Here is a 24685-nt window from a genome sequence, read left to right on the forward strand (position 1 = left end):
TTCCGTCGCCGGCAGGCGCGTCCGCCTGTAGTTTTCGCGGCCTGGAAATCGTGGGGAGCGCTCGGAAAGCGGCATGACGATCGAGGCCTTCGCGGATCTGCTGCCCGTCCCGGCATCGGGCAATGGCCGGCTGGCCGCTCCCTTCGACGGAGAAACCCTCGATGTCGAGATCGAGGCCGATCCCGGGATCGGGGCGTTGCAATGGTTCCATTTTTCCGTTCACGCCGCATCCGTCCCGCGCATTCGCATACGCAATGCCGGCCAGTCGACCTATCCACGCGGCTGGGAAGACGCCGTTGTCTGGGCCCAGCCTGCCGGAGAGGCCTGGCGGCCGATCCGCGCTCGCTATGCCGACGCGAAACTCTCCTTTCCGCATGCCGCGCCGGGAGGGGAGGCCACCTATGCCTTGTTCCCTCCCTTCGGAGAGGATCGTCTGACACGAATGGGGCAGCGCGTGGGCGCGAGCTGCTTTGGCGAGGTCGTGTCCGAGGACGAACGGTCGGGGCGGGCGACGCGGCTGGTGCTCGGCGATCCCGACCCTTCCGCGCGGCAGATCTGGGTCGTGTGCGGCCAGCACGGCAACGAGCATCCGGCGCTCTGGTTCGCCGAGGGCCTCGTCGAGGCTCTGCTCGAAGCGGATCGCCTTCCTGCTGGGCGGCGATTTCATGTCGTCCCGGTCGCCAATCCGGGCGGCATGCGGCGCGGGCATCTCCGCGCCAATCCGCAAGGCCAGGATCCCAATCGCCATTGGGGCGGGCAGGGGGATCCGTGCCCGGAAGTCGTCACGCTGCGGCAGGCGATGGACGGGACCGGCGTCGACGCCCTGCTCGATGTCCATACCGATTTCGAGATCGGCTATGTCTATCTCGATGTGCTGGATGAGTGGCTCGGGACGGCGGCGCCTCTCTCGCGACGGCGGGAGCGGTTCGAGCGCGGCCTCGCCGGGCGCTCCGGCGATGTCGCCTTCGGCCGGCGCTATCCCTGGAGCGAGCCGCCGCATCCGGATCTCCTCGCCGGCATGTGCGCGCCGGCGGTCGAGCGCCGCTTCGGGGCGACGGCCATGACGCTCGAACTGCCGATCGGCGCCTATCGCGACGCATCGGGTGCGTCCGGAATATGGTCTCCGGAGCACTCGCTGGCGCTGGGGCGAGCGGCGGCCGCCACGCTGCTGGAGCTCTAGTCGCGGCGGGAGAGCGCTTCGTGTCTGTTGCATATTCTGGAAGTCAGTTGCGGTATTCGGAATAATCTGCATTTGTCGCCGCCGGTCCGGGGCCTCTCCGGACGCCGAATACGGCGCATTCAATTCAAGAAGGAGCGGAACATGGCTCGGTTCCAGGACAAGGTCGCCATCGTTTCCGGCGGCGCGGATGGCATGGGCGCCGCCTGCGTGCGCCAGCTGGCGGCCGAGGGCGCCATCGTCTTCGCGCTCGACGTCAAGGCGGATGTCGCGCGCGATCTGGCGGACGAGCTGGCCGCTTCGGGCGCCCGCGTGCAGGCGATCGAAGCCGACGTGCTGGACGAGGACCAGTTCCGCGCTGCCCTCAAGACCTCGATGGACCAGGCGGGGCGCGTCGATGTGCTGATCAACGTCGCCGGCGGCAGCGCGGCCGGCCTCGTCGCCGACATCGATCTCGCCGTCTGGGATCGTCTCTATAGGCTGAACGTCCGCAGCACGCTCGTCGCCTGCCAGGAAGTGTTGCCGGTGATGCGGCGGACCGGCGGCAGCATCGTCAACATGGCCTCCATCTCCGGCCTGCGGGGCGATCCCGGCTGGGCCGCCTACAACTCGGCCAAGGCCAGCATCCTCTCGCTGACGCAGTCGCTCGCCTGGGAAGAGGGGCTGAACGGCATCCGCGTCAACGCGATCTGCCCGGGCCCCGTCGCCTCCAAGCGGATGCTGGCGACGCTGCCGCCCGAGGCCTTCGAGGCCTATGACCAGGCCTGCGCAATCGGCCGGATGGGAACGGCGGAGGAACTCGCCGAGGCGATCCTGTTCCTCGCCTCGGACCAGGCGTCCTTCATCACCGGCGCCTCGCTCGTCGCCGATGGCGGGCTGACGGCCAGCACCGGCCAGCCGACCGATTTCGACGGCGTGCGGCGCGAGGTGTTTGAGCGCCGGCGTCGCGAGCGTTCGGCCTGAGCGCGGATCTGGAAATGAGACAGGCTGGAATGGAAACTCTCGAATTCGATATCGTCGTGGTCGGTGGCGGCGGCGCCGGCGCGGTGCTGGCGCGGACGCTCGCCGACCAGACGAGCGCCAGCGTCGCCCTGCTCGAGATCGGGCCGAGCGACGCGGGCCGCGAGGAAGTGCTCGATTTCCGGCGCTACCGCGAGATCCCCGCCGGTCCGCTCGGCACGCGGATCCCGATCGTGCCGCCGGAGCGCGGCAACGGGCGCTTCAGCTATCCGATCAGCCGCGTGCTCGGCGGATCGACGTCGCAGAACACCTGCATCTGGTTCCGTCCGCCTGCGACCGATTTCGACGATTGGGTCGCGGCCGGCGCTTCCGGCTGGGACGCCGAGACGATCTTCCGGCATTTCGAGGCGCTCGAGGCGAAGATCCGGATCGAGACGCACGCGACCCATGGCGATTTCCGCCGTGTCCTGTTCGACGCGGCCGAGCAGTCCGGCTTCCCGCGCGTCGATTTCAGCCGGCCGTTCGATGCGGGCATGGGCGAGTACCGGATGAGCAAGTCCGGCGCGCACCGGCAGTCGACTTCCGTCGTCTTCCTGCAGCCGCCCTCGTCGCTTCCGGCTAATCTCACCGTCCTCACCGAGACGGCGGTGACGCGCCTCGTCTTCGGCGCCGACAATCGGGTGGTGGGCGTCGAGACCAGCCGCGGCATCATCCGGGCGCGGCGCGAGGTCGTCCTCTCCGCCGGCGCGCTGGAAACGCCGAAGCTCCTGATGCATTCCGGCATCGGCGAGGCGGCGCAGCTCCAGCAATTCGGCATCGAGGTGCGACAGGATCTTCCCGGCGTCGGGCGCCATCTGCTCGACCATCCGGCGGCCTGCGTGAACATCGCGGCGACGCGGAGCCTGCCGGAGGATGATCTCTGGAACTATGCCGGCGTGCTGTTCGAGCGGGTCGAGCCGGACGCGCCCTGGCCCGACATCGAGATCCAGCTCGGCCCGGAGCTGTTCGAGCAGCAGACGGCGCCGGCAGGATATCCGTCCGCTCCCTTCGGCTTCGCCGCCTATTTCACCGTCAACCGCGCGAAGAGCGAGGGCAGCGTGCGGCTCGCGTCGCCGGATCCCTCCCAGCACCTCACCGTCGATCCCGCTTATTTCAGCGATCCCGACGGCTACGACATGCGCATCATGGTGGGTGGCGTCAAAGCCGCGCGCCGGCTCTTCGCGACGCCGGCCATGGCCGGCTGGGTGCGCGAGGAACTCGCTCCCGGCGCGGATTGCCGGGGCGACGAGGCGATCGCCGATTTCATCCGCGAGACGGTGACGACGGGCTATCACCCGGGCGGCACCTGCAAGATGGGCGACGCGAGCGACCCGCTGGCGGTGGTCGATCCGGAACTGCGCGTCCTCGGCGTGCAGGGCCTCCGCGTCGCCGACGCTTCGATCATGCCGACCATGGTCAGCGTCAACATCGCGCCGACCTGCATGATGATCGGCCACCGCGCCGCCGCGCTGATCGCGCGCTCGCTCGCCTGATCGGAAAGGGCCGGCCCGTCGAGGCCGGCCCTCGAAAGATCCTACCGCTCGTAGAACTTGTTCAGCCGGGCGCTAATAACGACCTCGTTCAGGCAGACCGAATCCGGCTGCGTGGCGATGAAGAGGGCGAGCGACGCGAGATCCGCCGGCTGCAGCATCTCGGCCCGCTCCTGCGCCGAGGGCGGCACCGGCCGCTTGTCGAGGATCGGCGTCGCCACTTCCGCCGGCAGGATGACTGTCGAGCGGATGCCGTTCTTGTATTCTTCCATGTTGATGCTCTGGCTCATCGCCACCACCGCGTGCTTCGCCGCCGTGTAGACGGGGCCGCTGACGGGGTGGATGAACTTGCCGGCCCAGGACGCGACATGGATCAGCTGGCCCTGCTGCGCCTTGCGCATCGGGTGCATCGCGGCGCTGGCGCAATAGAACGCGGCCGAGAGATTGCTGTGGATCAGCGTGTCGATGCTGGCCGGCGTCAGGTCCTTCCAGGCGCGTTCGACGATGTTGCCGCCGGCATTGTTGACGAGGAGGTCAAGCCTGCCGAACCGCTCCTCGATCTCGGCGACGATCGCGCCGGCCGTCTCCGGCTGCGTCAGGTCGCCGGAACGGGCGAGGCTCGTGCCGCCGTTCTCGGCGATCCGCTTCGCCGTCTGCTCGAGGGCTTCCGGACGCCGTCCGGTCAGCACGACCGTGCAGCCCGCGCCGGCGAGCGCGGTCGCGACCGCCTGTCCGATCCCGCTGCCGGCGCCGGTGATCCAGGCGACTTTTCCAACCAGACTGTTCATGCTCTTCCGTCCTTCCAGATGAACGTCGCTGATAGCGAAGGAACGGGCGGAAGAGCAAGGGTGTCGGGCGACGACCGGAAAATCAGCGGTGGTCGACGCGGCGGGTGACGAGATCGCCGACCCACTGCATGCCGCAGACGAGCACGATCAGTACGGCGACGACCGCGACCATCACGCCGGTCTCGAAGCGCTGGTAGCCGTAGCGGATCGCGAGATCGCCGAGGCCGCCGGCGCCGACGGCGCCCGCCATAGCCGAGGCGCCGATCAGCGTCACCAGCGTCACCGTGAAGCCGGCGGTCAGGCCCGGCAGCGATTCCGGCACGATGACCTCGCGGATGATCGTCCAGCGGCTCGCGCCGATCGAGCGGGCCGCCTCGATCAGGCCGCGGTCGACCTCGCGCAGCGATACCGCCGCCATCCGCGCATAATACGGGATGGCTGCGATCGACAGCGGCACGATGGCCGCCGTGGTGCCGATCGAGGTGCCGACGATCAGGCGCGTGAGCGGGATCAGCGCCACCAGCAGGATGATGAAGGGGATCGAGCGGAAGGCGTTGACGAGGCCGCCGAGCACGAGGTTGACGGGCCGGCTTTCGAACAGGCCGCCCTTGTCGGTGGCGATCAGGATGATGCCGAGCGGCAGGCCGATGACGAGCGAGATCAGCCCCGACGCGGCGGTCATGATCACGGTTTCGACGATCGAGCGAAGCAGGAGGTTAAGCAGGATCGGTGACATAGCCGAGCACTTCCAGTCCGGAGACCTTGCCGTCGAAATGGTGGAGGATGCGGTCGCGGTCGCCGGGGCCGCTGACGGGCACCGCGATGAACAGCGTGCCCAGCGGCTGGTCGCGGACATGGTCGATGCCGCCATGCAGGAGACGCGGCAGCAACCCGAGCTCCGCCGCTGCCTCGGCGAGCAGCGGACGGCGCGCCGCCTCGCCCGCGACGTCGAGCCGGAGCACGATCTCGGCGCCGCCGGAGGCGTTGATCCGGGCGGCGATATGGGCGGGGAGGCTCGGACGCAGGCTGCGGAGCAGGCTCTTCGTCGTCTCCGAGCGCGGCGCGGCGAAAACCTCCGCGACGGCGCCTTCCTCGACGATCTTGCCGTGGTCGAGCACGATCACCCGGTCGGCGATCGCGCGGATCACTTCCATCTCGTGCGTGATGAGAACGATCGTCAGGCCGAGGCGACGGTTGATCTCGCGCAGGAGTTCCAGGATCGAATGGGTCGTCTCCGGATCGAGCGCAGAGGTCGCCTCGTCGGAGAGCAGGAGAAGCGGCTTGGCGGCGAGCGCGCGGGCGATGCCGACGCGCTGCTTCTGGCCGCCGGAAAGCTGGGCCGGATAGGCGTTCGCCTTGTCGCGGAGGCCCGTCAGCTCCAGGAGCTCGGCGACGCGGGCCTGACGCGCGGCGCGGGTCTCGCCAGCGATCTTGAGCGGGAAGCCCATATTGTCCGCGACGGTCTTGGCCGATAGCAGGTTGAAATGCTGGAAGATCATGCCGATGCGCCGGCGCACCGGCTGCAGGGCCGTCTCGCTGAGCCGCGTGATGTCCTGGCCGTCGAATTCGACGGTGCCGTCATCGACCTTTTCGAGACCGTTGATGCTGCGGATCAGGGTCGACTTGCCGGCGCCGCTTCGTCCGATGATGCCGAGGATCTCGCCCGGCTGGACAGTGAGCGAAATGTCGTCGAGCGCGGCGACGCCGCCGAAGCGGCGGCGGACATGGCGGAGGCGGACGACGGGGGGCGTCGCGGCGGCGACGTCGTCGAGAGGCGCATGCGCGCCGAGGGTGGGGAACGGTTTGTTCAAGGGCTCGAAGCTCGGATCCTTGCGGGCAAGACTGGGTCGGGAAGGCCGGAATGAAATCGGGGCGGCGCTGCCGGATCGGCGCGCCGCCCCGCTCGTCCGGTGCTTACCAGGCAGCCTGGCCGGTGCCCTTGTAGATCGTCACGATGCCGTCCTTGACGCGGTCGTTCTGGTAGGAGGCGACGAGATCCTTGACCCAGGCTTCGTCCTTGCGGTCGTTCTTCACGGCGATGAAGTTGTTGTAGGGATTGTCCTTCGCCGATTCCTGCGCGATCCGGTCGGTCTCGGGCTTCAGGCCGGACTTCAGCGCCCAGTCGGTGTTGACCACGGCGGCGTCGAGATCGTCGATCGAGCGGCCGACGATGCCGGCGTCGAGTTCCTTGATCTCGAGCTTCTTCGGATTTTCGACGATGTCGGCGGCGGTGGCGAGAATGCCGGTGCCGTCCTTCAGCTTGATCAGGCCCTCGGCCTGCAGCACGCGCAGCGCGCGGCCCTCGTTCGACGGATCGTTCGGCACGCCGATCACGGCGCCCTCGGCGATGTCGCCGACCGACTTGAACTTGCGCGAATAGAGGCCGATCGGCCAGACGGCGGTGTAGCCGACCGGGGTGATGTGATAGCCCTGCGTCTTGATCTGGTTGTCGAGATAGGGCTTGTGCTGGAAGGCGTTGGCGTCGATCTCGCCGCGCTCCAGCGCCTCGTTCGGCTGGGTGTAGTCGGAGAACACGACCGTCTCGATGGCGAGACCGTGCTTTTTGCCTTCCTCGACGACGATCCGCCAGAGATCCTCGTCCTCGCCGCCGATGATGCCGACCTTGATCGCCTTCTCCTCGGCGGCCTTGGCGGCGGTCGGAGCGAACGAGACGCTGCCGAGCGAGAGCGCGACGGCGAGCGCGCCGAGCAGGGTGCGGCGCGTGGCCGGTGCGGCTTTGAGGCTGAACTTCATCATGGTCTCCTTGCGAGGGTCGGGCGATGCCACATCGGCTGGCAATCGCGAATGCCTAAATTCTCACCAGTCGACCGTGCTTTTTCGAGGGATCGGGTTGCCTCCATTCCTGCCGCGCGGGAAAAGCCGGCATGCCGGTGTGCGGTGCAGCGGAATTAAATGTCTCGACCCGCGCTTCCGGCTTCTCCCGTCGAGAAGCCGGAAGCGCGCCCCGATCTACCGAAGCCGGGATTTCCACGCGCCCGCTTCGGGCCGGGGCACGCCGAGGTTTTCGCGCAATGTCGCCCCTTCATACTGCTCGCGGAACAGCCCGCGCCGCTGCAGTTCCGGCACGACATGCTCGGCGAACTGCTCGAAGGCGGCCGGCACATGGGCCGGCACGATCATGAAACCGTCCGCCGCGTGGCGGTCGAACCACTCCTCCATCCGGTCGGCGATCACCGCCGGCGTGCCGACGAGATCGCCCTCGGTGCGGGCGCCATACCATTTGCCGAGTTGCCGGACGGTGAGCTTCTCGCGCGTCGCGACCTCGAGTACCTCGCGGTAGTGGCCATAGACGCCCTTGACGTCGAGCGGCGGCAGCGGCTTGTCGAGGTCGAACTGCGAGAGGTCGACGTCGATATGATAGGAGAGGCGGGCGAGGCCGGCCTCCGCCGGCACCAGCTCCTCGAACTCGCGCTTTCGCGCCTCGGCCTCTTCCTCGGTCGCGCCAACGATCGGCGTCACCGCCGGCAGGATCTTGATGTGGTCGGGATCGCGGCCGTATTTGACCGCCAGCGATTTCACGTCGGCAAAGAAGGCGATGGCGGAATCGATCGAAGCGTGGCTGCAGAAGATCACGTCGGCCCAGCGCGCGGCGAAGTCGCGGCCATCCGGCGACGAGCCGGCCTGGATGATGACGGGATAGCCCTGCGGCGAGCGCGGCAGGCTGAGCGGGCCCTGCACCTGGAAATGCCGGCCCTGGTGGTCGATCGAGGCGACCTTGGCCGGATCGGCGAAATCGCCGCTCGCCTTGTCGAGCTTCAGCGCGCCGTCCTGCCAGCTGTCCCAGAGCTTGGCCGTGACCTCGAGGAACTCGTCGGCGCGCTGGTAGCGCTCGGTTCGCCCGGGCAGCTTCTCGTTGCCGAAATTCAGCGCCTCCGCGTCCTGGAACGAGGTGACGACGTTCCAGCCGGCGCGGCCGGCCGTCAGATGGTCGAGCGATGAGAAGGTGCGCGCGGCGTTGAAGGGCTGCTGATAGCCGGTCGAGAGCGTCGCGCCGACGCCGAGATGCTCGGTCGCCGCCGCGATCTGCGCGATGACCGGGATCGGGTCCAGCCGCGGCGTGCCGACGCCGTAATGCACGTGGTTTTCGATGCTGTTGCCGAAGCTTCTCGGGATGCCGAGGCTGTCGGCGAAGAAGACGAAGTCGAACCGCGCCGCTTCGAGGATGCGGCCGACCTTCTGGTAGAAGGCCGGCGAGAACCAGCCGGATTCCGCATCCGGGTGGCGCCACGAGCCGACGCCGCCGGGTCCGGCGTTCATGAAGGCGGCGAGATGGATCTGTCCGGGGCGGGTACGGGGCATGATGATTCCGGGGGAGAGCAGGGGCAGGGAGGTATTTTTACGAATGGGCCGGCAGCGGCACGCCGAGATGGCGCAGCAACTGGGCTTCGAGGGCGGCGAGATGGCCGTCCTCCGGACTGCGCGGGCCGCGGCCCGAGATCGCAACGGTCTCGGAGATCCGGCCGCCGTCGAGCACGATGACGCGGTCGGCGAGCCGGACCGCTTCGGCGACGTCATGCGTGACCATGACGACCGTCCAGCCATGGGCGCGCCAGAGCGTGCCGACGAGGTTCTGCATCTCGAGCTTGGTCAGCGCGTCGAGCGCGCCGAACGGTTCGTCGAGCAGCAGAACCTCGGGTTGGCGGACGAGAGCGCGCGCCAGCGAGACGCGCTGGGCCTGGCCGCCGGAAAGGGTCAGCGGCCAGGAGGCGGCCTTGCCGGCGAGGCCGACCTCGCCGAGCGCGTCGGCGACGATGCGGGCCCGGCCCTTCGCCGGCAGTCCGAAACCGACATTCTCCGCCACCTTGAGCCACGGCATCAGCCGCGCCTCCTGGAAGGCGACGGCGAGCCGGTCGGTGGACTGGAGCTTGCCCGACGAGGCCTGCTCCAGTCCGGCGATGATGCGCAGCAAGGTCGATTTGCCGGAGCCCGAGCGGCCGACGATGGCGATGAACTCGCCCTTCGGGATGACGAGATCGATCCCATCGAGAACGGGCGCATCGTCGAAGCGCTTCGAGATGCGCTCAAGCCTGATTTCGGGCACGGCAGGGACTTTCGGTAATCAGACTACTTCGACAGGTCGACGACGTAGTTCGCGATGTCGGGCGCCTTCTCGATGAAGCCGAACTCGACATATTGCTGGCCGAGGCGGTTCAGATCGGCCACGGCGGCAGCGTCCAGCGGCAGGATCTTCGGCGTGTCGAAGCCGGCGACCACCTTGGCGAGCTCTTCCGAGGCGCCGAACTCGCGATAGGCGTCGGGGATCAGCGCCGGGTTCGCGTGGGCGCGTGCGGCCTCCTCGACCAGTCCGTCATAGACGGCCTTCAGCGCCTCATGGTGCTTCTCGGCGAATTCGCGGCTGACGATGTGGATCGACCAGTTGGCGGTCGGCAGCTGGTCGGCGGTCACCAGCACCTTGGAGCCTTCCGTCGCGACGGCGTTGGCGAAGTTCTGGTCATAGCTCGAGATCGCCGCGACCTGGCCGCTGGCGAAGGCGCTGGCGAAGCTCGACGTGTCCAGCGTGACCTTCTCGACCTTCGAGATGTCCAGCCCGGCTTCCTTGAAGGCGAGGTTGAGGACGTAGTCGCCGGTCGCGCCGGGGTTATCGATGCCGACCTTCTTGCCGTAGAGATCCTTAAGCGAGGTGACGCCCGAACCCGGCGCCGCGACGACGCCCTGGCTGTTGCCCGAATATTTCTCCAGCGCGAACGCCACCCAGTCGCTCTTCTGCGCCGAGAGATTGACGAAATAGCCCGTGCCCGTCGACGAGGCGTCGGCGCTGCCGGAGGTGACGGCGTTGTAGGCCGAGAACGGATCGAGCGGGCCGATGAACTCGGCCTTGGCGCCGACCTTGGCGAGTTCCTTCTCGAGGATGCCCGTGGTGCGGATGGTCGTCAGGTAGTTGGCGGTCGGCAGGAAGGCCGCGCGAAACGTCACCGCGTCCTCGGCCAGCGCCACGCCGCCGGAGAAGAGCAGCCAGAGCGAGGCCGCGACGGCCACGCGGCGGAGGCTGAAATTCGAATGGAACATCATGTCGTCCTTGGAGGGAGGGGAGGCAGGGAGGAGGGTTTGGCAGTCGATCGCGATCAGCGCCCGTCATAGCTGTTGCGCCAGGCGAGGAGGCGACCCTCCAGCAGGCGGACCAGATAGTCGGTGAGGATGCCGAGCAGCGCGTAGATGACGATGCAGAGGAAGACCTGGTCGGTCCGCACGAAGCGTTGCGCCTGCGCCAGGATGAAGCCGATGCCGGCATTGGCGTTGACGGTCTCGCTGGTGACGAGCGCGATCCAGGCGATGGCGAGCGAGAAGCGCAGGCCGGTCAGGATCGAGGGCAGCGCGCCGAGGAACAGGATCTTGGTGGCGATCAGGCGCCTCGGCACCCGGTAGACCAGCCCGACCTCGACCAGCTTGCTGTCGACATTGCGCACACCGGCGAAGGTGTTCAAATAGATTGGCACCAGCACGCCGACGGCGATCAGCGACACCTTCATCCATTCGCCGATGCCGAAGGCGACGATGAAGAGCGGCACCAGCGCGTTGAACGGCACAGCGCGCAGCATCTGCAGCGGCTTGTCGACCGCGATCTGGGCGACCCGGTAGTAGCCGGCGAGCAGCCCGGCGGCGAGGCCGAGCGCGACGCCGAGCAGAGTACCGGCGAGCACCCGGGCGAGGCTGGCGACAAGCGCCTGCGGCAGCTTGCCGTTCAGCGTCAGCTCCCAGCCGGCCGCGATGACCTGCACCGGCGAGGGAAGCGCCTTCGGTCCGACGAGGCCGATGGCCGACACGAACCACCAGACCAGCAGGATGGCAATCGGGCTGAGCCAGGGGAGCAGGAGGCCCCTAGCAAGGCTGGCTCTGCGTCCGCGCGGCGAAGGCCCGGCGAAGCCGGCCTGCCGCAACGTCTCGGTCTCGGCGCTCATGGGTTCGGTAATCGTCTCAGGCCGCGGGATCGAGCAGCGACAACTGATCCAGCAGCGCGACCGAGAACGAGCCGGTTCCCGGCGCGATCGCCGCGGCCCGCTCGGCGGCCACGGCGAGAACCGCATGGGCGGATACTGCCGCCTGAAGCCGGTCCGGCACAACCCCCGCAAACGCTGCCACTAGGGCTCCGAGACTGCATCCCGTGCCGGTCACGCGGGTGAGATTGACGTGGCCGCCCGGCACCGAGACGACGGTTTCGCCATCGGTGATGTAGTCGGTCGGGCCGCTGACGGCGACGATGCCGCCGGTCTTCTTGGCGAGGCTCTGCGCGAAGGGGATGGCCTCTTCCGGGCTGGCGGTCGAATCCACGCCCTTGGTGCCGCCCTCGCCACCCGCGAGCGCGATCACCTCGCTGGCATTGCCGCGCACGACGCCGGGGCGGAGCTCAACCAGCTCGGCCGCGAGGCGGTCATTCGCCGTCGCGCCGGCGCCGACCGTCACCGGATCCAGCACCCAGGGCGTCTGCTTGGCCGAGGCGGCCTTTGCGACTGCCAGCAGGATTGCCGGATCGTCGGCCACCAGCGCTGCCAGGTTGATCCAGACGCCCTGCGCGATGCCGGCGAAATGCTCGGCCGCCGAGGGCATCCCGCCGATGGCGGGCGACGCGCCGACCGCGAGCAGCACGTTCGCGCTCAACGGCGCGGCGATGTAGTTGGTGAGGCCGAAGACCAGCGGCGAAGCGGCGCGGACGGCGCGCAGGTCGGATGCGATGGCGGGGGCGGGCCAGGTCTGGGAGGTCATGGTTCTCGATCTCGAGCAGGCCTCCGACCATGGGTTCGGGAGGCGCGATGGGTTCTCCGGGAGCCGCTGTTGACGCGGGCTCCTCGGGAAGAAACGGTCGCCAGCTTATGGAGTTTGGCGGGCGGCCGAAACGCCGTAACGCGCTGAAATATCAAGCGAAAGGCACATGCTATTTCGCGCCGGCTGACAAGCGGGAAATATCATTTCTGGATCTTCGCGGGGCCTCGCGCCGGATCTACGCCGCCGACGGTTCGAGCTCGCTTGCGCGCGTCTGCACATCGAGTTTGGGGAGATGCGGCGCCGAGGCCAGCAGGCGGCGGGTGAAGGCGTGCTGGGGATTGGCGAACAGCGCTTCCGTCGCGCCGCGCTCGACGACCTTGCCGTCCAGCATCACCAGAACCTCGTCGCTGATCTCGCGGATGACGCCGAGGTCGTGCGAGATGAACAGGTAGGAGACGCCCAGTTCGTCCTGCAATTCGCGCAGGAGATCGAGCACCTGCGCCTGGACGGAGACGTCGAGCGCCGAAACCGGTTCGTCGCAGACGATCACCTTGGGGTTCGAGGCGATGGCGCGGGCGATCGCGATGCGCTGGCGCTGCCCGCCGGAGAGCTGCAGCGGCCACCGCCCGGCGTAATCGGGCGAAAGGCGCACCTTTTCCAGGAGCGACGCGATCCGCTCGGCGTGCTGGCCGCGGGGCAGGCCGCCGGCGTCGAGCGCATCGGAGAGGATCCGGCCGACATTCCAGCGCGGATCGAAGGAACTGAGCGGATCCTGGTAGATCACGCTGAAGCGCGGCCGTTGCGGACGCCGCGCGCGTTCGGACACGGCCTCCCTGCCGGCGCCGTTCCAGGGCCGTCCGTCGAAGCGCACTTCGCCGCCATCCGGCCCGACCAGGCCGAGCGCGATCCGCGCCGCCGTCGTCTTGCCGGAGCCGGATTCGCCAACGATGCCGAGGGTCTGGCCGGCGCGAAGCGAGAAGCTGACGTCGTCGACGACACGGCGATCGCGACGGTCCGGACCGATATAGGTCTTGGACAGCTTCGACGCTTCCAGAACGACCGGGGCTGGCGCCGCGTTGGCTTCGGCGGGAACGCGCGACCGGTGCGGCCGCGCGCCGGGCACCGAGCCGAGCAGCAGGCGAGTATAGGCGTGCGACGGTTGGCCAAGCACGATGTCGGTCGGGCCCTGCTCGACCACCTCGCCCTGATGCATCACCACCACCTCGTCGGCGATCCGCGAGACGACGGCGAGGTCGTGGCTGATGATGAGCAGGCCCTTGCCGCGTTGCTTCACCGCCTCCAGCACGTTCAGGATCTGCGCCTGCACGGTCGTGTCGAGCGCCGTGGTCGGCTCGTCAGCGATGACAACAGCCGGGTCGAGCGCGAGCGCGGTGGCGATCAGGGCGCGCTGGCGCAGGCCGCCGGAAAGCTGGTCGGGCCGCTGCCGGGCGCGCAGATGCGGCTCCGGAATGCCGACGAGGTCGAGCAGTTCCAGCATCCGCTGGCGCCGGGTCTCGCGCGTGCCCCAGCCATGCGCCGAGAGCGCCTCGATCAGTTCGTCGCCGACGGCGCGGAGCGGATCGAGCGAGACGAGCGCATCCTGCAGCACGAAGCCGATATCCTTGCCGCGCAACTGGCGCCATTGCCGGTCGCTCAGGGAACGGAGGTCGGTGTCGCCATAGTGCAGCCGCGTCGCCGATATGCCGGCGCCGGCGCCCGCCAGTCCGACCAGCGTGCGCGCCGTGACGCTCTTGCCGGAGCCGGATTCGCCGACCAGCGCCACCGCCTTGCCGGGCTCGACGGTGAAGGAGACGCCATGGACGACCCGCTTGCGGTTCGCACCACGGCCGAGCTCGACCGAGAGGTTTTCGACGGTGAGGGAATGGCCGGTCATGCGCCGCGTCCTTCCAGCCGGCGCTGCAGATAGCGGCCGAAGACGGTGGTGGCGAGTGTCGTCAGCACGATGAAGAGGCCGGGGAAGAAGGTCAGCCACCAGGCGCGCTGCACGAAGTCGCGGCCCATGGCGAGCATGGTTCCCCATTCCGCTGCCGGCGGCTTGGCGCCGAGGCCGAGGAAGGAGAGCGCCGAGGACCAGACGATCGCCTGGCCGATCCCCATGGTGATGGCGACGATCAGCGGCCGCATGGCGTTGGGCAGGATCTGCCGCGCGATGGTGCGGAGCGGTGGATGGCCGAGCGCCCGGGCCGCCTCGACATAGCCGGCGTTGCGCGCCGTGATGACCTGGCCGAGCACCATGCGGGCATAGCCGGGCGCGGTGCCGATGCCGGTCGCGATGATCAGCGGCCCGATGCCGCTGCCGAGCTGCGCCGCGAACAGGAGCGCCAAAACCAGCGTCGGAAAGGAGAACAACACGTCGAGCAGCCACGACACGGCGCGCTCGGCGAAGCGCCCGCCCAGCCCGCCGATCAGTCCGAGGACGATCGCCAGGCTCATCGACAGCGCCACGGCGCCGATGCCGAGCAGCAGGGATTGCCGGGCCCCGTAGATCACGCGGGTAAAGATGTCCCGGCCGGATTGGTCCGTGCCGAAGAAGTGCGCTGAGCTCGGCGGCTGGAAGGCCTCGCGCGGCGCGATCGCCAGCGGATTGGCGGCGGTGAAGAGCCGCGGCTCGATGGCGGCGAGCGCCAGCGCGACCAGGAAGAGGCCTGCGAGAACCGCGCCCAGCGGAGGCAGCCGGAGGGCCGGAAATCGCCAGGCGCCGGGACGGATCGATAAAGCGTCGGAAAAGCTCATCGCGTGGCTGCCTTGATACGGGGATCGACGAGGACGAACAGCAGGTCGGCGACGGTGCTGGCGAGGATGTAGACGATGGTCACCACCAGCGTGACGCCGATCGTCAGCGGCATGTCCTGGCGCGAAACGGCCTGATAGAGGACGCGGCCGAGCCCCTGCCGCGAGAAGATCACCTCGACCAGCACGGCGTTGCCGATCAGCGACCCCACCGCCCAGGCCGAGAGGCTGATGCCGGGGAGGACGGCGTGGCGGAGCGCATGGCGCAGCCGCACCGCGAGGTCGGACAGGCCGCGCGTCCGCGCCGACAGGATGAAGGGCTGGTCGAGCGCGAGTTCCAAGGATTCCCGCGTCACCTGCGCCAGGAAGCCGGCAAGCGGGATGGCAAGCGCCAGCGTCGGCAGGACGAGGTCGGCGAAGCCGTCGCGGCTCTGTGGCGGAAACCACTTCAGCCCGAAGGCGAACACCGCGAGCAGGACCAGCGCCAGCCAGAACTGCGGCAGCGCCGCTGCCACCGCCTCCAATCCGGAGCCGAGGGCGCTGAGGAGGCGGTTGCGTCGCGTCGTGCCGATGACGGAGGCAAGCGCCAGGGCCCAGGCGACGACCAGCGCCGACGCCGTCAATTGCAGCGTCGGGCCGATCTGTTCCGCGATGACGCGGACCACCGGCTGGCGCTGCGAGAAGGAGATGCCGAGATTGCCGGTGACCAGCCGCTGCAGATAGAGGCCGTACTGGACGTGCAGCGGCCGGTCGAGCCCGAGCTCACGGATCGTCGCGGCGATCGTCTCGGGGCTGGGGTTGGCGGTCGGGCCGCCCAGAACGGCGCGGACGGGATCGCCCGGCGTCAGCTTCAGCGCGAAGAAGGTCACGGTCGCCGACGCCAGCAGCACGAGGATTCCGACCAGCGCGCGGATCGCCACGCGCTGGCCGATGCGTCGCAGGCCGTCACCGGATGGGAGAGCCAGGACGCCCGCGCTCATTTGCTGACCCAGGCGTCGTAGAGCGTCGTCACCGACAGCGACGGTTCGAGCCGGACGCCATGTGCGGTCTTGTAGACGCCGAGGCGCGTGCTCTGCGGATAGGTCAGGAGCTGGAGGAAGTTGGAGGCGACGATCTTCTGCGCCTGGTAGTAGAGGTCGCGGCGCGGCGCCTCGTCCTGCGTCTCCAGCGCCTTCGCCACCGTCGCGTCGAACTCCGCGTTCTTGAAGCCGGTGCCGTTCTGGTGGTAGCCGCCCGAGCCCGCCGCGCCGATGAACTCGGAGCTCAGCACGATGCGCAGCACGTCGGCGGTGTTGGTGTTCCAATAGGCGCCGATCACGTCATAGTCCCAGCGCGAGTCGCGATCGAGCCACTCCGAGAAGCCGACCGATTCCAGCTGGACGTCGAAGCCGACCTCGCCGGCCGTCGCCTGGATCTGCTCCCAGAGCGAGCGATCGGCCGGGCCCTGGAAGTCGCCGAGCGGGATGTGGACGGTCAGCTTCTTGCCGTCCTTGGTGCGGATGCCGGAGGCGTCGCGCTCGGTCCAGCCCGCCTCGTCGAGCAGCTTGTTGGCGCGCTCGGAATCGTGGTCATAGAGATGCTGGAAGTCGGCCGTGGCGAATGGCGTCACGGCGCTGAGCGGACCCGGCGCGCGGTGGTAGCGGCCGAAGAAGACGCTGTCGAGCGCGGCCGGGATATCGGCCGAGCGGATGAACGCCTCGCGGACGCGGATGTCGTCGAAGGGCGCGCGCGTGATGTTGATGTTGCCGTTGGTCGGATTGCCGGGGCGATCGGCGACAATGAGCTTCAGGTCCGGGTTCTGCTCGGCCTCGGCTTCCGATTCCGGCGGCACGGCCTCGATCACGTCGACATCGCCGCTCGCCAGCGACGCGTAGCGGACCGAGGGCTCCGGAATGATCTTCCAGACGATCTTGTCGAGATAGGCCGGGCCCTGATGGTCGGCCGTCGGCGGCGCCCAGTTGTAGTCGGGATTGCGCTCCAGGACGATTTCGCTCTGGCGGTCCCACTTCACCACCTTGAACGGTCCGGAGCCGATGGGGCTCTCGCAATTGACGTTGCGCTCGCGGGCCAGCGCCGCCGGCGCCTGGATGCCGAGGAAGCCCTGCGCCAGCACCTCCAGGAACGCCGCATAGGGCTTGGAAAGGTGGACGACGGCGGTGAACTCGTCCGGCGTCTCGGTGTTCACATATTGCTGGATGTAGCCGCCGGCGGTCGAGGATTGCGTCGCCGGGTTCTTGATGTGGTCGAGGTTCGCCTTCAGCGCGGCCGAATTGAACTTCTCGCCATTGGTGAAGGTGACGTCGTCGCGGAGCTTGAAGGTGTAGGTCTTGCCGTCCGGCGAGATGGTCCAGCTCTTGGCGAGCCACGGACCGATCCGGCCCTGCTTGTCCTGCGAGACCAGCGAGTCCGTGTATTGCTGCGCGATGAAGACCTGCGGCATGTCGCCGTCGACATGCGGATCGAGGCAGGTCGGTTCGCGGTCCGTCGCGTAGATCAGCGTGCCGCCCTTGACCGGCGTCGTCTCGTCGGCCGCCGCCTGGGAAATGCCGCCGGCGAGCAGCAAGAGCGTGGCGATAGCCGTGGAACCGCGCGCAACCGAAGCGCGGCGAGAAATGCGTTTCATGCTGGAATCGTCCTTTGCGGGGGAGGGCAGGCAAAAGTCCACGCCTCCCGTGAAGGGGGCGGGCATCCGGGTCTGTGCCGGCCTGCGACGGGCCAGGCCGCCGACCGGGGCATTCCGTTTTCCGGTCCGATCAGGCCGCTTCGGCGTCCGATCGTTGCCGGGCGGCGGCCTCGGCCCGCTTCACGGCCTCGATGTCGCGATAGCGCGCACCGGGGTGGTCGTTCGGCAGGAGCGGGCCTTCGCCAAAGAGTTTTTCGCGCAGCGTGCCTTCGGCATAAGCGGTCGGGTAGGCGTCGCGGCGCTGCAGTTCGGGCACGAGATGGGCGACGATGTCCTCGAACGTGCCGGGCGTGATCGCATAGCAAAGGTTGAAGCCGTCGACGTCGGTCTCCGCGACCCAGTCCTGCAGGATGTCGGCGACGGTTTCGGCCGAGCCGACGAAGATCGGCCCGGCGCCGCCGATGCCGCCCCAGCGCGCCAGCTCCTCGATCGTCCAGGGACGGCCGGTCTGCTCGATCGCGTCGACCAGCGACGTCAGGCCGGCGGATTCGACCTTCCGCACCAGGTCGGTCGGCGCATACTGGCCGAAGTCGATGCCGGTCCAGCCGGACATGAAGACGAGCGAGCCGTCATAGGAGACGTATTCCTGCAGCTTCTCGAACTTGGCCTGCGCCTTGGCGTCGGTCTCGTCGACGATGACGGTGATCAGATTGTAGACGAGGAGCTTGCGCGGATCGCGCCCCGCCGCGGCGGCGCGGGCGCGGATGTCGGCGACGTAGCTCTTCAGGGCCGGCTTGGTCAGCGCGCCGACGAAGACGCATTCCGCGTTGCGCGCGGCGAAGCGGCGGCCCGCTTCGGACTGCCCGGCCTGGAACAGAAGTGGCGTGCGCTGCGGCGAGGGCTCGCTCAAATGATAGCCGGGAACCTTGAAGTATTTTCCGTCATGGCCGATCTCGTGCACCTTGGCCGGATCGGCGAAAACCCGGCGCTCGCGGTCGCGGACCACGGCGTCCTGTTCCCAGCTCCCTTCCAGCAGCTTGTAGAGAACCTCCAGATACTCCTCCGCCACGTCGTAGCGGTTGTCGTGCTGGCGCAGCCCCGCCTCGCCGACATTCTTGGCGCCGCTCTCGAGATAGGAGGTGACGATGTTCCAGGCGACGCGGCCTTTGGTCAGGTGATCGGCGGTCGAGAGGCGGCGGGCGAAGGTGTAGGGGTGCTCGAACGAGGTGGAGGCCGTGATGCCGACGCCGATATGGCGGGTGTTCATGGTGATCGGAAGCGCCAGCTGCAGCGGATCGTTGACCGGGATCTGCGCGCCCTGGCGCAAGGCATCGTCGAGCTCGCCCTTGTAGACATCGTAATAGCCGATGACGTCAGCGATAAAGATGCTGTCGAAAATTCCTCGCTCAAGAGTTGTAGCGAGATCGGACCAGTATTCTACGTCCTTGTATCTCCAGGACTGGTCGTCCGGATGCGCCCACAAGCCGGGAGACTGATGCCCGACGCAGTTCATCTCGAAGGCGTTAAATCGAATATGACGAGGCACGGGGGATGTCCTTCGAAATTTCGTTGAAGGAGACTAGCCGTGGCGGTCTGGCGGTTACAGGAAGGCGCTATCCTTCTTCGCGGGATCGATGGAAATTTCCTCCGGAATCGGAGGCCTGCTCCAACGGCGGATCGCGTGGTTCGCGCGGGATGGAGATGCGGCGGAGGCCATGGCGGGCTGGCCGGCGGGTCTGGCCTTGCTGGCGATCCAGGCGCGGTCATCCCGGACCGCATTCCCGGAACTCGACCATCATCCTGAGGTGCCCTGTCCCCAATCCGCAATGGAACCAGCGTCCTGAACCCTCCCCTTGAGGGAGGGTCAAGACCGCCTGTTGGCGGTCTTGGGGAGGGGTGGCTTCGTCGAACTTGCCGCGAGCGGCGCGAATGACCCCCCTCCCGAAAACGCGAAGGGCGTTTTCGACCTCCCCTCAAGGGGGAGGTTCAAGAAAGAAGGCCGACACCTACGCGATCCGGGCCGGACCGGCCTTTAACCGGCGACCGGCAGCGGCACGTCGGCGTGGACCAATCCCTCGCCGCGCAGGTCCGACCAGAACGCGTCCGGAATGACGGCGGTGAAATGACCGACATTGGCGACGATCTCGGACGGCTTCACCGCGCCGAAGATGATGGACGAGACCTCGGGCGCCGCCAGCGGGAACTGCAGCGCCGCCGCCGGAAGGGCAACGCCATGCGCGCGCGCCACGTCCGACAGCTTGCGGACGCGCTCGATGACCGCGGCGGAGGCCTTGCCGTATTCGTATTTCGCGCCGTCGACCGCGCCCGTCGCCAGGATGCCGGAATTGAAGACGCCGCCGACGACCAGGCTCGCGCCGCGCTCGCGCACGCGGGCGATCTCGTCGAAATAGATGTCGTGTTCCAGCAGCGTGTAGCGCGAGGCGACGAGGAAGACGTCGAGATCGAAGCGGTCGAGGAAGCGGTTGATCATGCCGCGCTCGTTGATGCCGGCGCCGATGGCCTTGATCTCGCCGCTGCGCTTCAGTTCTTCGAGGGCCCGAAAGCCGCCCTTTTCCAGATCGTCAAGCCGCGCATTCAGCGCCTCTTCGCTCGGGAAATAGCCGCGATCGAGATCGTGGATGTAGAGCGCATCGACCCGGTTGATGCCGAGACGCTGCAGGCTGTCCTCATAGGAGCGCATGATGGCGTCATAGGTGAAGACGTGGTGATGCTCGAACGGCAGCGCGCCTGCCCAGTTCGGCGGCGTGAAGGATGCCCGGTCGCGCGGCGCCTTCAGGACGCGGCCGACCTTCGTGGTCAGCACATAGCTGTCGCGGTCATGTTCGTAGAGCGCGCGGCCGGTCCTGTGCTCGGCCTGTCCGAGGCCATACCAGGGCGCGGTGTCGTAGAGACGAAGCCCGGCATTCCACGCCGCCTCGAAGGTCGCGCGCGCGGTCGCCTCGTCAATGGCTTCATAGACCCCGCCAAGCGGGCAGGTTCCAAGGCCGAGCACGGGGATATCGAGGTCGGTCTGGCCGACGCGACGGAGGGTATCGGGTTGCATGGCTTGTCCTGGAACGTTCGGGCGAGGTGGGTACCGGGCCGCGCCGAGAGGGCGCGACCGGGCAAAGCGTTAGAGCATTTTTTCCTAGAGGTCTCTCGCGCTGACGACGCGACCGGTCTCCGCGGATCGGTAGGCCGCCTCCGCGAGCGCATAGGTCTTCAGGCTGTCCTCGGCCGACGTCTCGAAAGCGCGGCCGCTGCGAAGCGCGTCGATGAAGTGCTGCTGCGTGCGTGGCACGCTGTCCTGGATCTGCGTCCAGGGCGCGGATGTCCAGTCGCGCGCGTCGGCCTCGATGGTCTCGCGCCGCTGCACGCCGTCCGCGTGCACCAGAAGCACCTCGCCTTCGAGGATCTGGATGGAGCCCTTCCGGCCCTCGATCTCGCCGAGCGTCTGGGGGAAGGGGTTCGGGAAGCGATGCGAGGCGTAGCTCACGTCGACGATCGAGGTCGCCCGGTTGTCGTGGCGGAGCAGGATCGTCGCGGCGTCTTCCCCGGCCAGCCCCTCCTTCACCGATTGGGTGAAGCAGGACACGTCATCGGCGTCGCCGAACAGGAAGCGGGCGAGATCCAGCATGTGGATGCCCACGTCCATGATCATGAAGCGCTCGGTCTTCAGCAGATAGGGCTGGTTCGAATAGACGTCGATCGCGTTGCGCCAGGACAGGCGGCCGAAGGTCAGCTCGCCGATCTCGCCGCTGTCGAGGATCTCGCGGATGCGCCGGAAGATCTTCTGGAACCGGAAGTTCTCATGCACCATCACCGGCACGCCGGCAGCAGCCGCGTTGGCGACGATGCGACGGCATGTGTCGATGTCAGGCGCGAACGGCTTCTGCACGATCACCGGCACGCCATGCTGGACCGCGAGCGCGACGAGCGCCTCGTGCGTTTCCATCGTGGTGCAGATATCGACGAAATCGAACGCGCCGGAGGCAAGCACCTCGGCCGTGTCGTGCCAAGCGGGAATGCCGAACTCGGCGGCATAGGCCCGGGCCCGCCCGGCATCGAGGTCGCAGACCGCTGTGATCTCCGCGCCGTCCGTCTCCGCCCAGGCATGGAGCTGGTTGCGGGCGAAGAAGCCGCAGCCGATGAGCAGCCCCTTGAGGGTTTCCGTCATGTCGCAATTCCGTATTCGACGTGGAGGACGCCATAGGCGCCGAGGCGGATCGTGCTTTCGAGCGGCTGAAGCGCGGAGAACGCCTCGCGATCGAGCGCTGCCGTCTTCAGGCTGTCTTCGTCGAGCAGCCGGCCGGAGGCGTCGCCCTGATCGAGCTCGACGGAAAGAGGCGCGTCGGAAAGATTGGCGAAAAGCGCCCGCTTGCGGCCGGCCTTCTCCCAGACCACCTGCGCCAGGTTGCCTTGCGTCGAGGCCGAAAGCACTCGTCCGCCGGCAGCGGCGGAGATCCAGCGCGCCACGTGGAAGAGGGGATAGACGCTTCCGTCCGGCAAGGCGTCCCAGCCTTCGCGTGCATAGGGCTGGCGCGAGGCGACGAGCCCGAACGGGCCGGTGGCGGCCCCGAAGGCGAAGCGTTCGAGGCCCCACGGCGCGAGCCGGGCGAGATAGCCGACATGCCAGGCGGCGGCGAACAGGCCGCGCTGGCGCGGGTCCCTTGCCGCCATGCCGGTGCGTTCCTCCGGCTGGTTATCGCTCGGTCCCGGGCCATAGGGGTTCAGCCGCGCGCCGATGCCGACGGGGCCCACGGCCAGGGGCCGGCCGTCCGCAAGCGCCGTGGCCGAATGCAGGATGTGCGGCAGCGACTGCAGCGTTTCCGCAACCGACGCGTCGTCGGCCGCGTGCAGGACGGGCGTCGTCGCGAAGGTGAGATAGTCGGCGAGCGCCGGGGTCGGCCGCTTGCGGTTGAACTCGGTGAAGAAGGCGGGCGAACCGCCGCCGCGCCGGCTTTCCGGGAAAGCGGCGGCGAGCGCCGCGGAAAGCTCCGTTTCGCCGAGATGAGGCGGGCGCGCCTCGCCCGGCTGGAACGACTGCTCGTCGATCTTGGCGAAGGCCGCGATCTCGGAAACCGCGATCCCGGCGGCCTTCAGATCCGCCGAGAACTGCGCCAGTTCGGCTTCGGCCGTGGCGGCATCGTTGCCATTGAGGATCGCCTGAACCTCCAGCGACGCCCCGGTCCGCCGCAGCAGCTCGGCGAGATCGCCGGCAGCCGCCGTCGTGTCGCCGCGTGCAAAGTCGTGGCGGAGCAGGATGCGGGCGGGCCTCAGCTCGGCCAGCGCATCGGCAAAGCGCAGCGCCTCGGTCGCATCGTCCAGGCGGTCGAGCGGCAGCGCGTAGTCCGGCAGAACCTGCGCGCCCAGCGCGGGAACGGCGACGGGGTCCTCGACGGTTCCGCCGAGGCCCGTGTCGGTGATTGTGATCGTCACCGATTGGCGGACCGGAGCGCCCGGTTCGAGCCAGTAGGGATAGGGCAGGCCGATGGGGCGGCTATAAGTCTTGAACGACGCGTCGGACCAGTTGCGGTGATCCTCCATCTCGAACACGTCGCCTTCGAATTGCGTGGAGACGCGAAGCCCCGCGCGCGGCGAATGCGCGATCGCCCGCATGTCCATCACCGGCTGGCCCGGGCTGATCGGCAGCGGGATGACGAGCTTCCTTGCGCCCGAGGCAGCGTGCTCGACCTCGACCTCCGTGCCGGCAAAGCCGAGCAGCGGGTGGAGGATGACGAAACCGGTGCGATTGGTGCTGAACGGCGCGTCGGCGTGGATCTCGGCCGAGGCCTCGAGATGGCCGCTCGCCCGCCCTTCGAGACGAATCCGCGCCAGCACGCCCTTGCCCGCCTCGCCGAAATAGGCGTTGTAGCGGACGTCGAAGCCGGTCGCCTGCTCGTCGATCTCGAGGTCCGTGATCACGGGCGACGGCGTGCCCCACCCGGGCGTGCGCACCAGGAAGCTGATGCCGCGCAGGATTTCCACATTGTCCCATCGCACCCAGCGCAGCGCGCCGGCGTCGAGGGTGGCTTCGAGCGGTCCGGCCGTCAGGAGCCGCTTCGGCGGCTCTTCGATCGCGGTGCCGGTACGGAGGATGCTGGGCTTCATCGGGACTGTTTCTTCACGAAGCTGTCGAAGGCCACGGCAGCGACGATGATCAGGCCGACCAGAATCTGCTGCACGTAGGGGGAGACGTTCAGGATGACGAGACCGTTCAGGAGGACGCCGGTCAAGAGGGCGCCGATGACGGTGCCGATGATGGAGCCGGATCCGCCATGCAGGCTGGTGCCGCCGATCACCACGGCGGCGATCGCTGTCAGCTCGTAGCCGGTGCCGGCCACCGCCTCGGCCGAGTTCAGCCGCGAGGAGAGCACGAAGCCGCCGAGGCCGGAGCAGAAGCCGACGACGGCATAGACCGCGATCGTCACCCGCGTCTTGTTGATGCCCGAGAGGCGGGCGGCGTCGGGATTGGATCCGACCGCGTAGACCGCCCGGCCGAAGCGGGTCTGGGTCAGGACGAAATGCGCGATCAGCGCCACGACGGCGAAGAGGATGACCGGAACCGGAATCGGGCCGATCATGCCGCGACCCCACCAGCCGAAAGCCTCGTCGAAGCCCGAGACGGGGCCGCCATTGCCGATCGTCAGCGCGATGCCGCGAAACACCGTCATGCCGCCGAGCGTGACGACGAAGGCGGGAACCGCGAGCCGCGCAACCGCGAGGCCCTGCAAATATCCCGCAACCGTTCCGACCGCCATGGCGGCGAGCACGGCGAACGGCCACGCATAGCCGGTGCCGTCGGGGCTGAGCAGGAACCGGCCCTCGATGCCGCCCTTGGCGACCACGGCCGCGACCAGCCCGGACATCGCCACGAGGGCGCCGACCGACAGGTCGATGCCGCGCGCCAGGATCACGAAGGTCATCCCGACCGCGATGATGCCGTAGATCGATACCTGCCGCAGGATGTTGAACAGGTTGAGCGGCGTGAGGAACCGCGGCTGCAGGACTGCGAACAGCACGACCAGCGCCAGCAGGAAGATGAGCGGCGCGATCCGGCCGAGCACGGCGAAGGTCTGCGCGCGATGCGTCGTTGTCAGGGTGTTGCTGGACATGG

The 24685-nt window shown here is 68.2% G+C and carries 21 protein-coding genes; 3 read left to right on the top strand and 18 right to left on the bottom strand.

What is annotated here, in order from left to right; genetic code table 11:
- Positions 1–73: 73 nt before the first annotated feature.
- The 3 genes from K32_RS03880 (at position 74) to K32_RS03890 (ending at position 3669) form a co-directional block, all read left to right on the top strand.
- Positions 74–1180 carry a M14-type cytosolic carboxypeptidase gene (locus tag K32_RS03880; RefSeq protein WP_201402761.1) on the top strand — a complete coding sequence of 369 codons (1107 nt, stop codon included), beginning with the start codon at positions 74–76 and terminating at the stop codon, positions 1178–1180.
- A gap of 141 nt (positions 1181–1321) precedes the next feature.
- Positions 1322–2140 (top strand): SDR family NAD(P)-dependent oxidoreductase, encoded by an 819-nt coding sequence (locus K32_RS03885; RefSeq protein WP_201402762.1) that lies wholly within the window; start codon positions 1322–1324, stop codon positions 2138–2140.
- Between the two features lie 29 nt (positions 2141–2169).
- Positions 2170–3669, top strand: a complete 1500-nt coding sequence (locus K32_RS03890; RefSeq protein ID WP_201402763.1) for a GMC family oxidoreductase — start codon at positions 2170–2172, stop codon at positions 3667–3669.
- Between the two features lie 41 nt (positions 3670–3710).
- Here K32_RS03890 and K32_RS03895 read toward each other — a convergent pair whose 3' ends face one another.
- From K32_RS03895 to K32_RS03980, 18 genes are all read right to left on the bottom strand, one after another.
- Entirely contained in the window at positions 3711–4454 is a 744-nt protein-coding gene (locus tag K32_RS03895; RefSeq protein WP_201402764.1) for an SDR family oxidoreductase, read from the bottom strand.
- Between the two features lie 82 nt (positions 4455–4536).
- A complete protein-coding gene (locus tag K32_RS03900) occupies positions 4537–5190 on the bottom strand; it encodes a methionine ABC transporter permease (protein ID WP_201402765.1) in 654 nt (217 codons plus the stop codon).
- The gene (locus tag K32_RS03905) at positions 5171–6265 is read right to left on the bottom strand and encodes a methionine ABC transporter ATP-binding protein (protein WP_201402766.1); all 1095 of its coding nucleotides are present in this window, start codon (positions 6263–6265) and stop codon (positions 5171–5173) included. The genes K32_RS03900 and K32_RS03905 overlap by 20 nt, the downstream gene beginning before the upstream one ends.
- Positions 6266–6368: 103 nt before the next feature.
- A complete protein-coding gene (locus K32_RS03910) occupies positions 6369–7211 on the bottom strand; it encodes a MetQ/NlpA family ABC transporter substrate-binding protein (RefSeq protein WP_201402767.1) in 843 nt (280 codons plus the stop codon).
- Positions 7212–7424: 213 nt separating this feature from the next.
- Positions 7425–8774 carry an LLM class flavin-dependent oxidoreductase gene (locus tag K32_RS03915; RefSeq protein WP_201402768.1) on the bottom strand — a complete coding sequence of 450 codons (1350 nt, stop codon included), beginning with the start codon at positions 8772–8774 and terminating at the stop codon, positions 7425–7427.
- 37 nt (positions 8775–8811) lie between these two features.
- Complete coding sequence (locus tag K32_RS03920; protein ID WP_201402769.1) at positions 8812–9516, bottom strand: ABC transporter ATP-binding protein; 705 nt, start codon at positions 9514–9516, stop codon at positions 8812–8814.
- A gap of 23 nt (positions 9517–9539) precedes the next feature.
- Positions 9540–10502 carry an ABC transporter substrate-binding protein gene (locus K32_RS03925; protein ID WP_201402770.1) on the bottom strand — a complete coding sequence of 321 codons (963 nt, stop codon included), beginning with the start codon at positions 10500–10502 and terminating at the stop codon, positions 9540–9542.
- 56 nt (positions 10503–10558) lie between these two features.
- Complete coding sequence (locus tag K32_RS03930; protein WP_201402771.1) at positions 10559–11392, bottom strand: ABC transporter permease; 834 nt, start codon at positions 11390–11392, stop codon at positions 10559–10561.
- A gap of 16 nt (positions 11393–11408) precedes the next feature.
- Positions 11409–12194, bottom strand: coding sequence for a hydroxyethylthiazole kinase (thiM, locus tag K32_RS03935; protein WP_201402772.1), 786 nt, complete (start codon positions 12192–12194; stop codon positions 11409–11411).
- 235 nt (positions 12195–12429) lie between these two features.
- The gene (locus K32_RS03940; protein WP_201402773.1) at positions 12430–14088 is read right to left on the bottom strand and encodes an ABC transporter ATP-binding protein; all 1659 of its coding nucleotides are present in this window, start codon (positions 14086–14088) and stop codon (positions 12430–12432) included.
- A complete protein-coding gene (locus tag K32_RS03945; RefSeq protein ID WP_201402774.1) occupies positions 14085–14948 on the bottom strand; it encodes an ABC transporter permease in 864 nt (287 codons plus the stop codon). Before K32_RS03945 ends, K32_RS03940 begins: the two co-directional genes overlap by 4 nt.
- Positions 14945–15925: an ABC transporter permease gene (locus K32_RS03950; protein ID WP_201402775.1), complete on the bottom strand. Its 981-nt coding sequence runs from the start codon at positions 15923–15925 to the stop codon at positions 14945–14947. The genes K32_RS03945 and K32_RS03950 overlap by 4 nt, the downstream gene beginning before the upstream one ends.
- Positions 15922–17568 (bottom strand): ABC transporter substrate-binding protein, encoded by a 1647-nt coding sequence (locus K32_RS03955; protein WP_201402776.1) that lies wholly within the window; start codon positions 17566–17568, stop codon positions 15922–15924. Before K32_RS03955 ends, K32_RS03950 begins: the two co-directional genes overlap by 4 nt.
- A gap of 130 nt (positions 17569–17698) precedes the next feature.
- Complete coding sequence (locus tag K32_RS03960; RefSeq protein WP_201402777.1) at positions 17699–19114, bottom strand: LLM class flavin-dependent oxidoreductase; 1416 nt, start codon at positions 19112–19114, stop codon at positions 17699–17701.
- 486 nt (positions 19115–19600) lie between these two features.
- On the bottom strand, positions 19601–20632 hold the full coding sequence (locus K32_RS03965; protein ID WP_201402778.1) for an aldo/keto reductase: 1032 nt from the start codon (positions 20630–20632) through the stop codon (positions 19601–19603).
- Positions 20633–20716: 84 nt separating this feature from the next.
- The gene (locus K32_RS03970) at positions 20717–21745 is read right to left on the bottom strand and encodes a Gfo/Idh/MocA family protein (protein ID WP_201402779.1); all 1029 of its coding nucleotides are present in this window, start codon (positions 21743–21745) and stop codon (positions 20717–20719) included.
- Positions 21742–23679 (bottom strand): hypothetical protein, encoded by a 1938-nt coding sequence (locus K32_RS03975; RefSeq protein WP_201402780.1) that lies wholly within the window; start codon positions 23677–23679, stop codon positions 21742–21744. Before K32_RS03975 ends, K32_RS03970 begins: the two co-directional genes overlap by 4 nt.
- Positions 23676–24683, bottom strand: a complete 1008-nt coding sequence (locus tag K32_RS03980) for an ABC transporter permease (protein ID WP_201402781.1) — start codon at positions 24681–24683, stop codon at positions 23676–23678. The genes K32_RS03975 and K32_RS03980 overlap by 4 nt, the downstream gene beginning before the upstream one ends.
- Positions 24684–24685 lie beyond the last annotated feature (2 nt).

The organism is Kaistia sp. 32K (genome assembly GCF_016629525.1).
Lineage (GTDB): Bacteria > Pseudomonadota > Alphaproteobacteria > Rhizobiales > Kaistiaceae > Kaistia.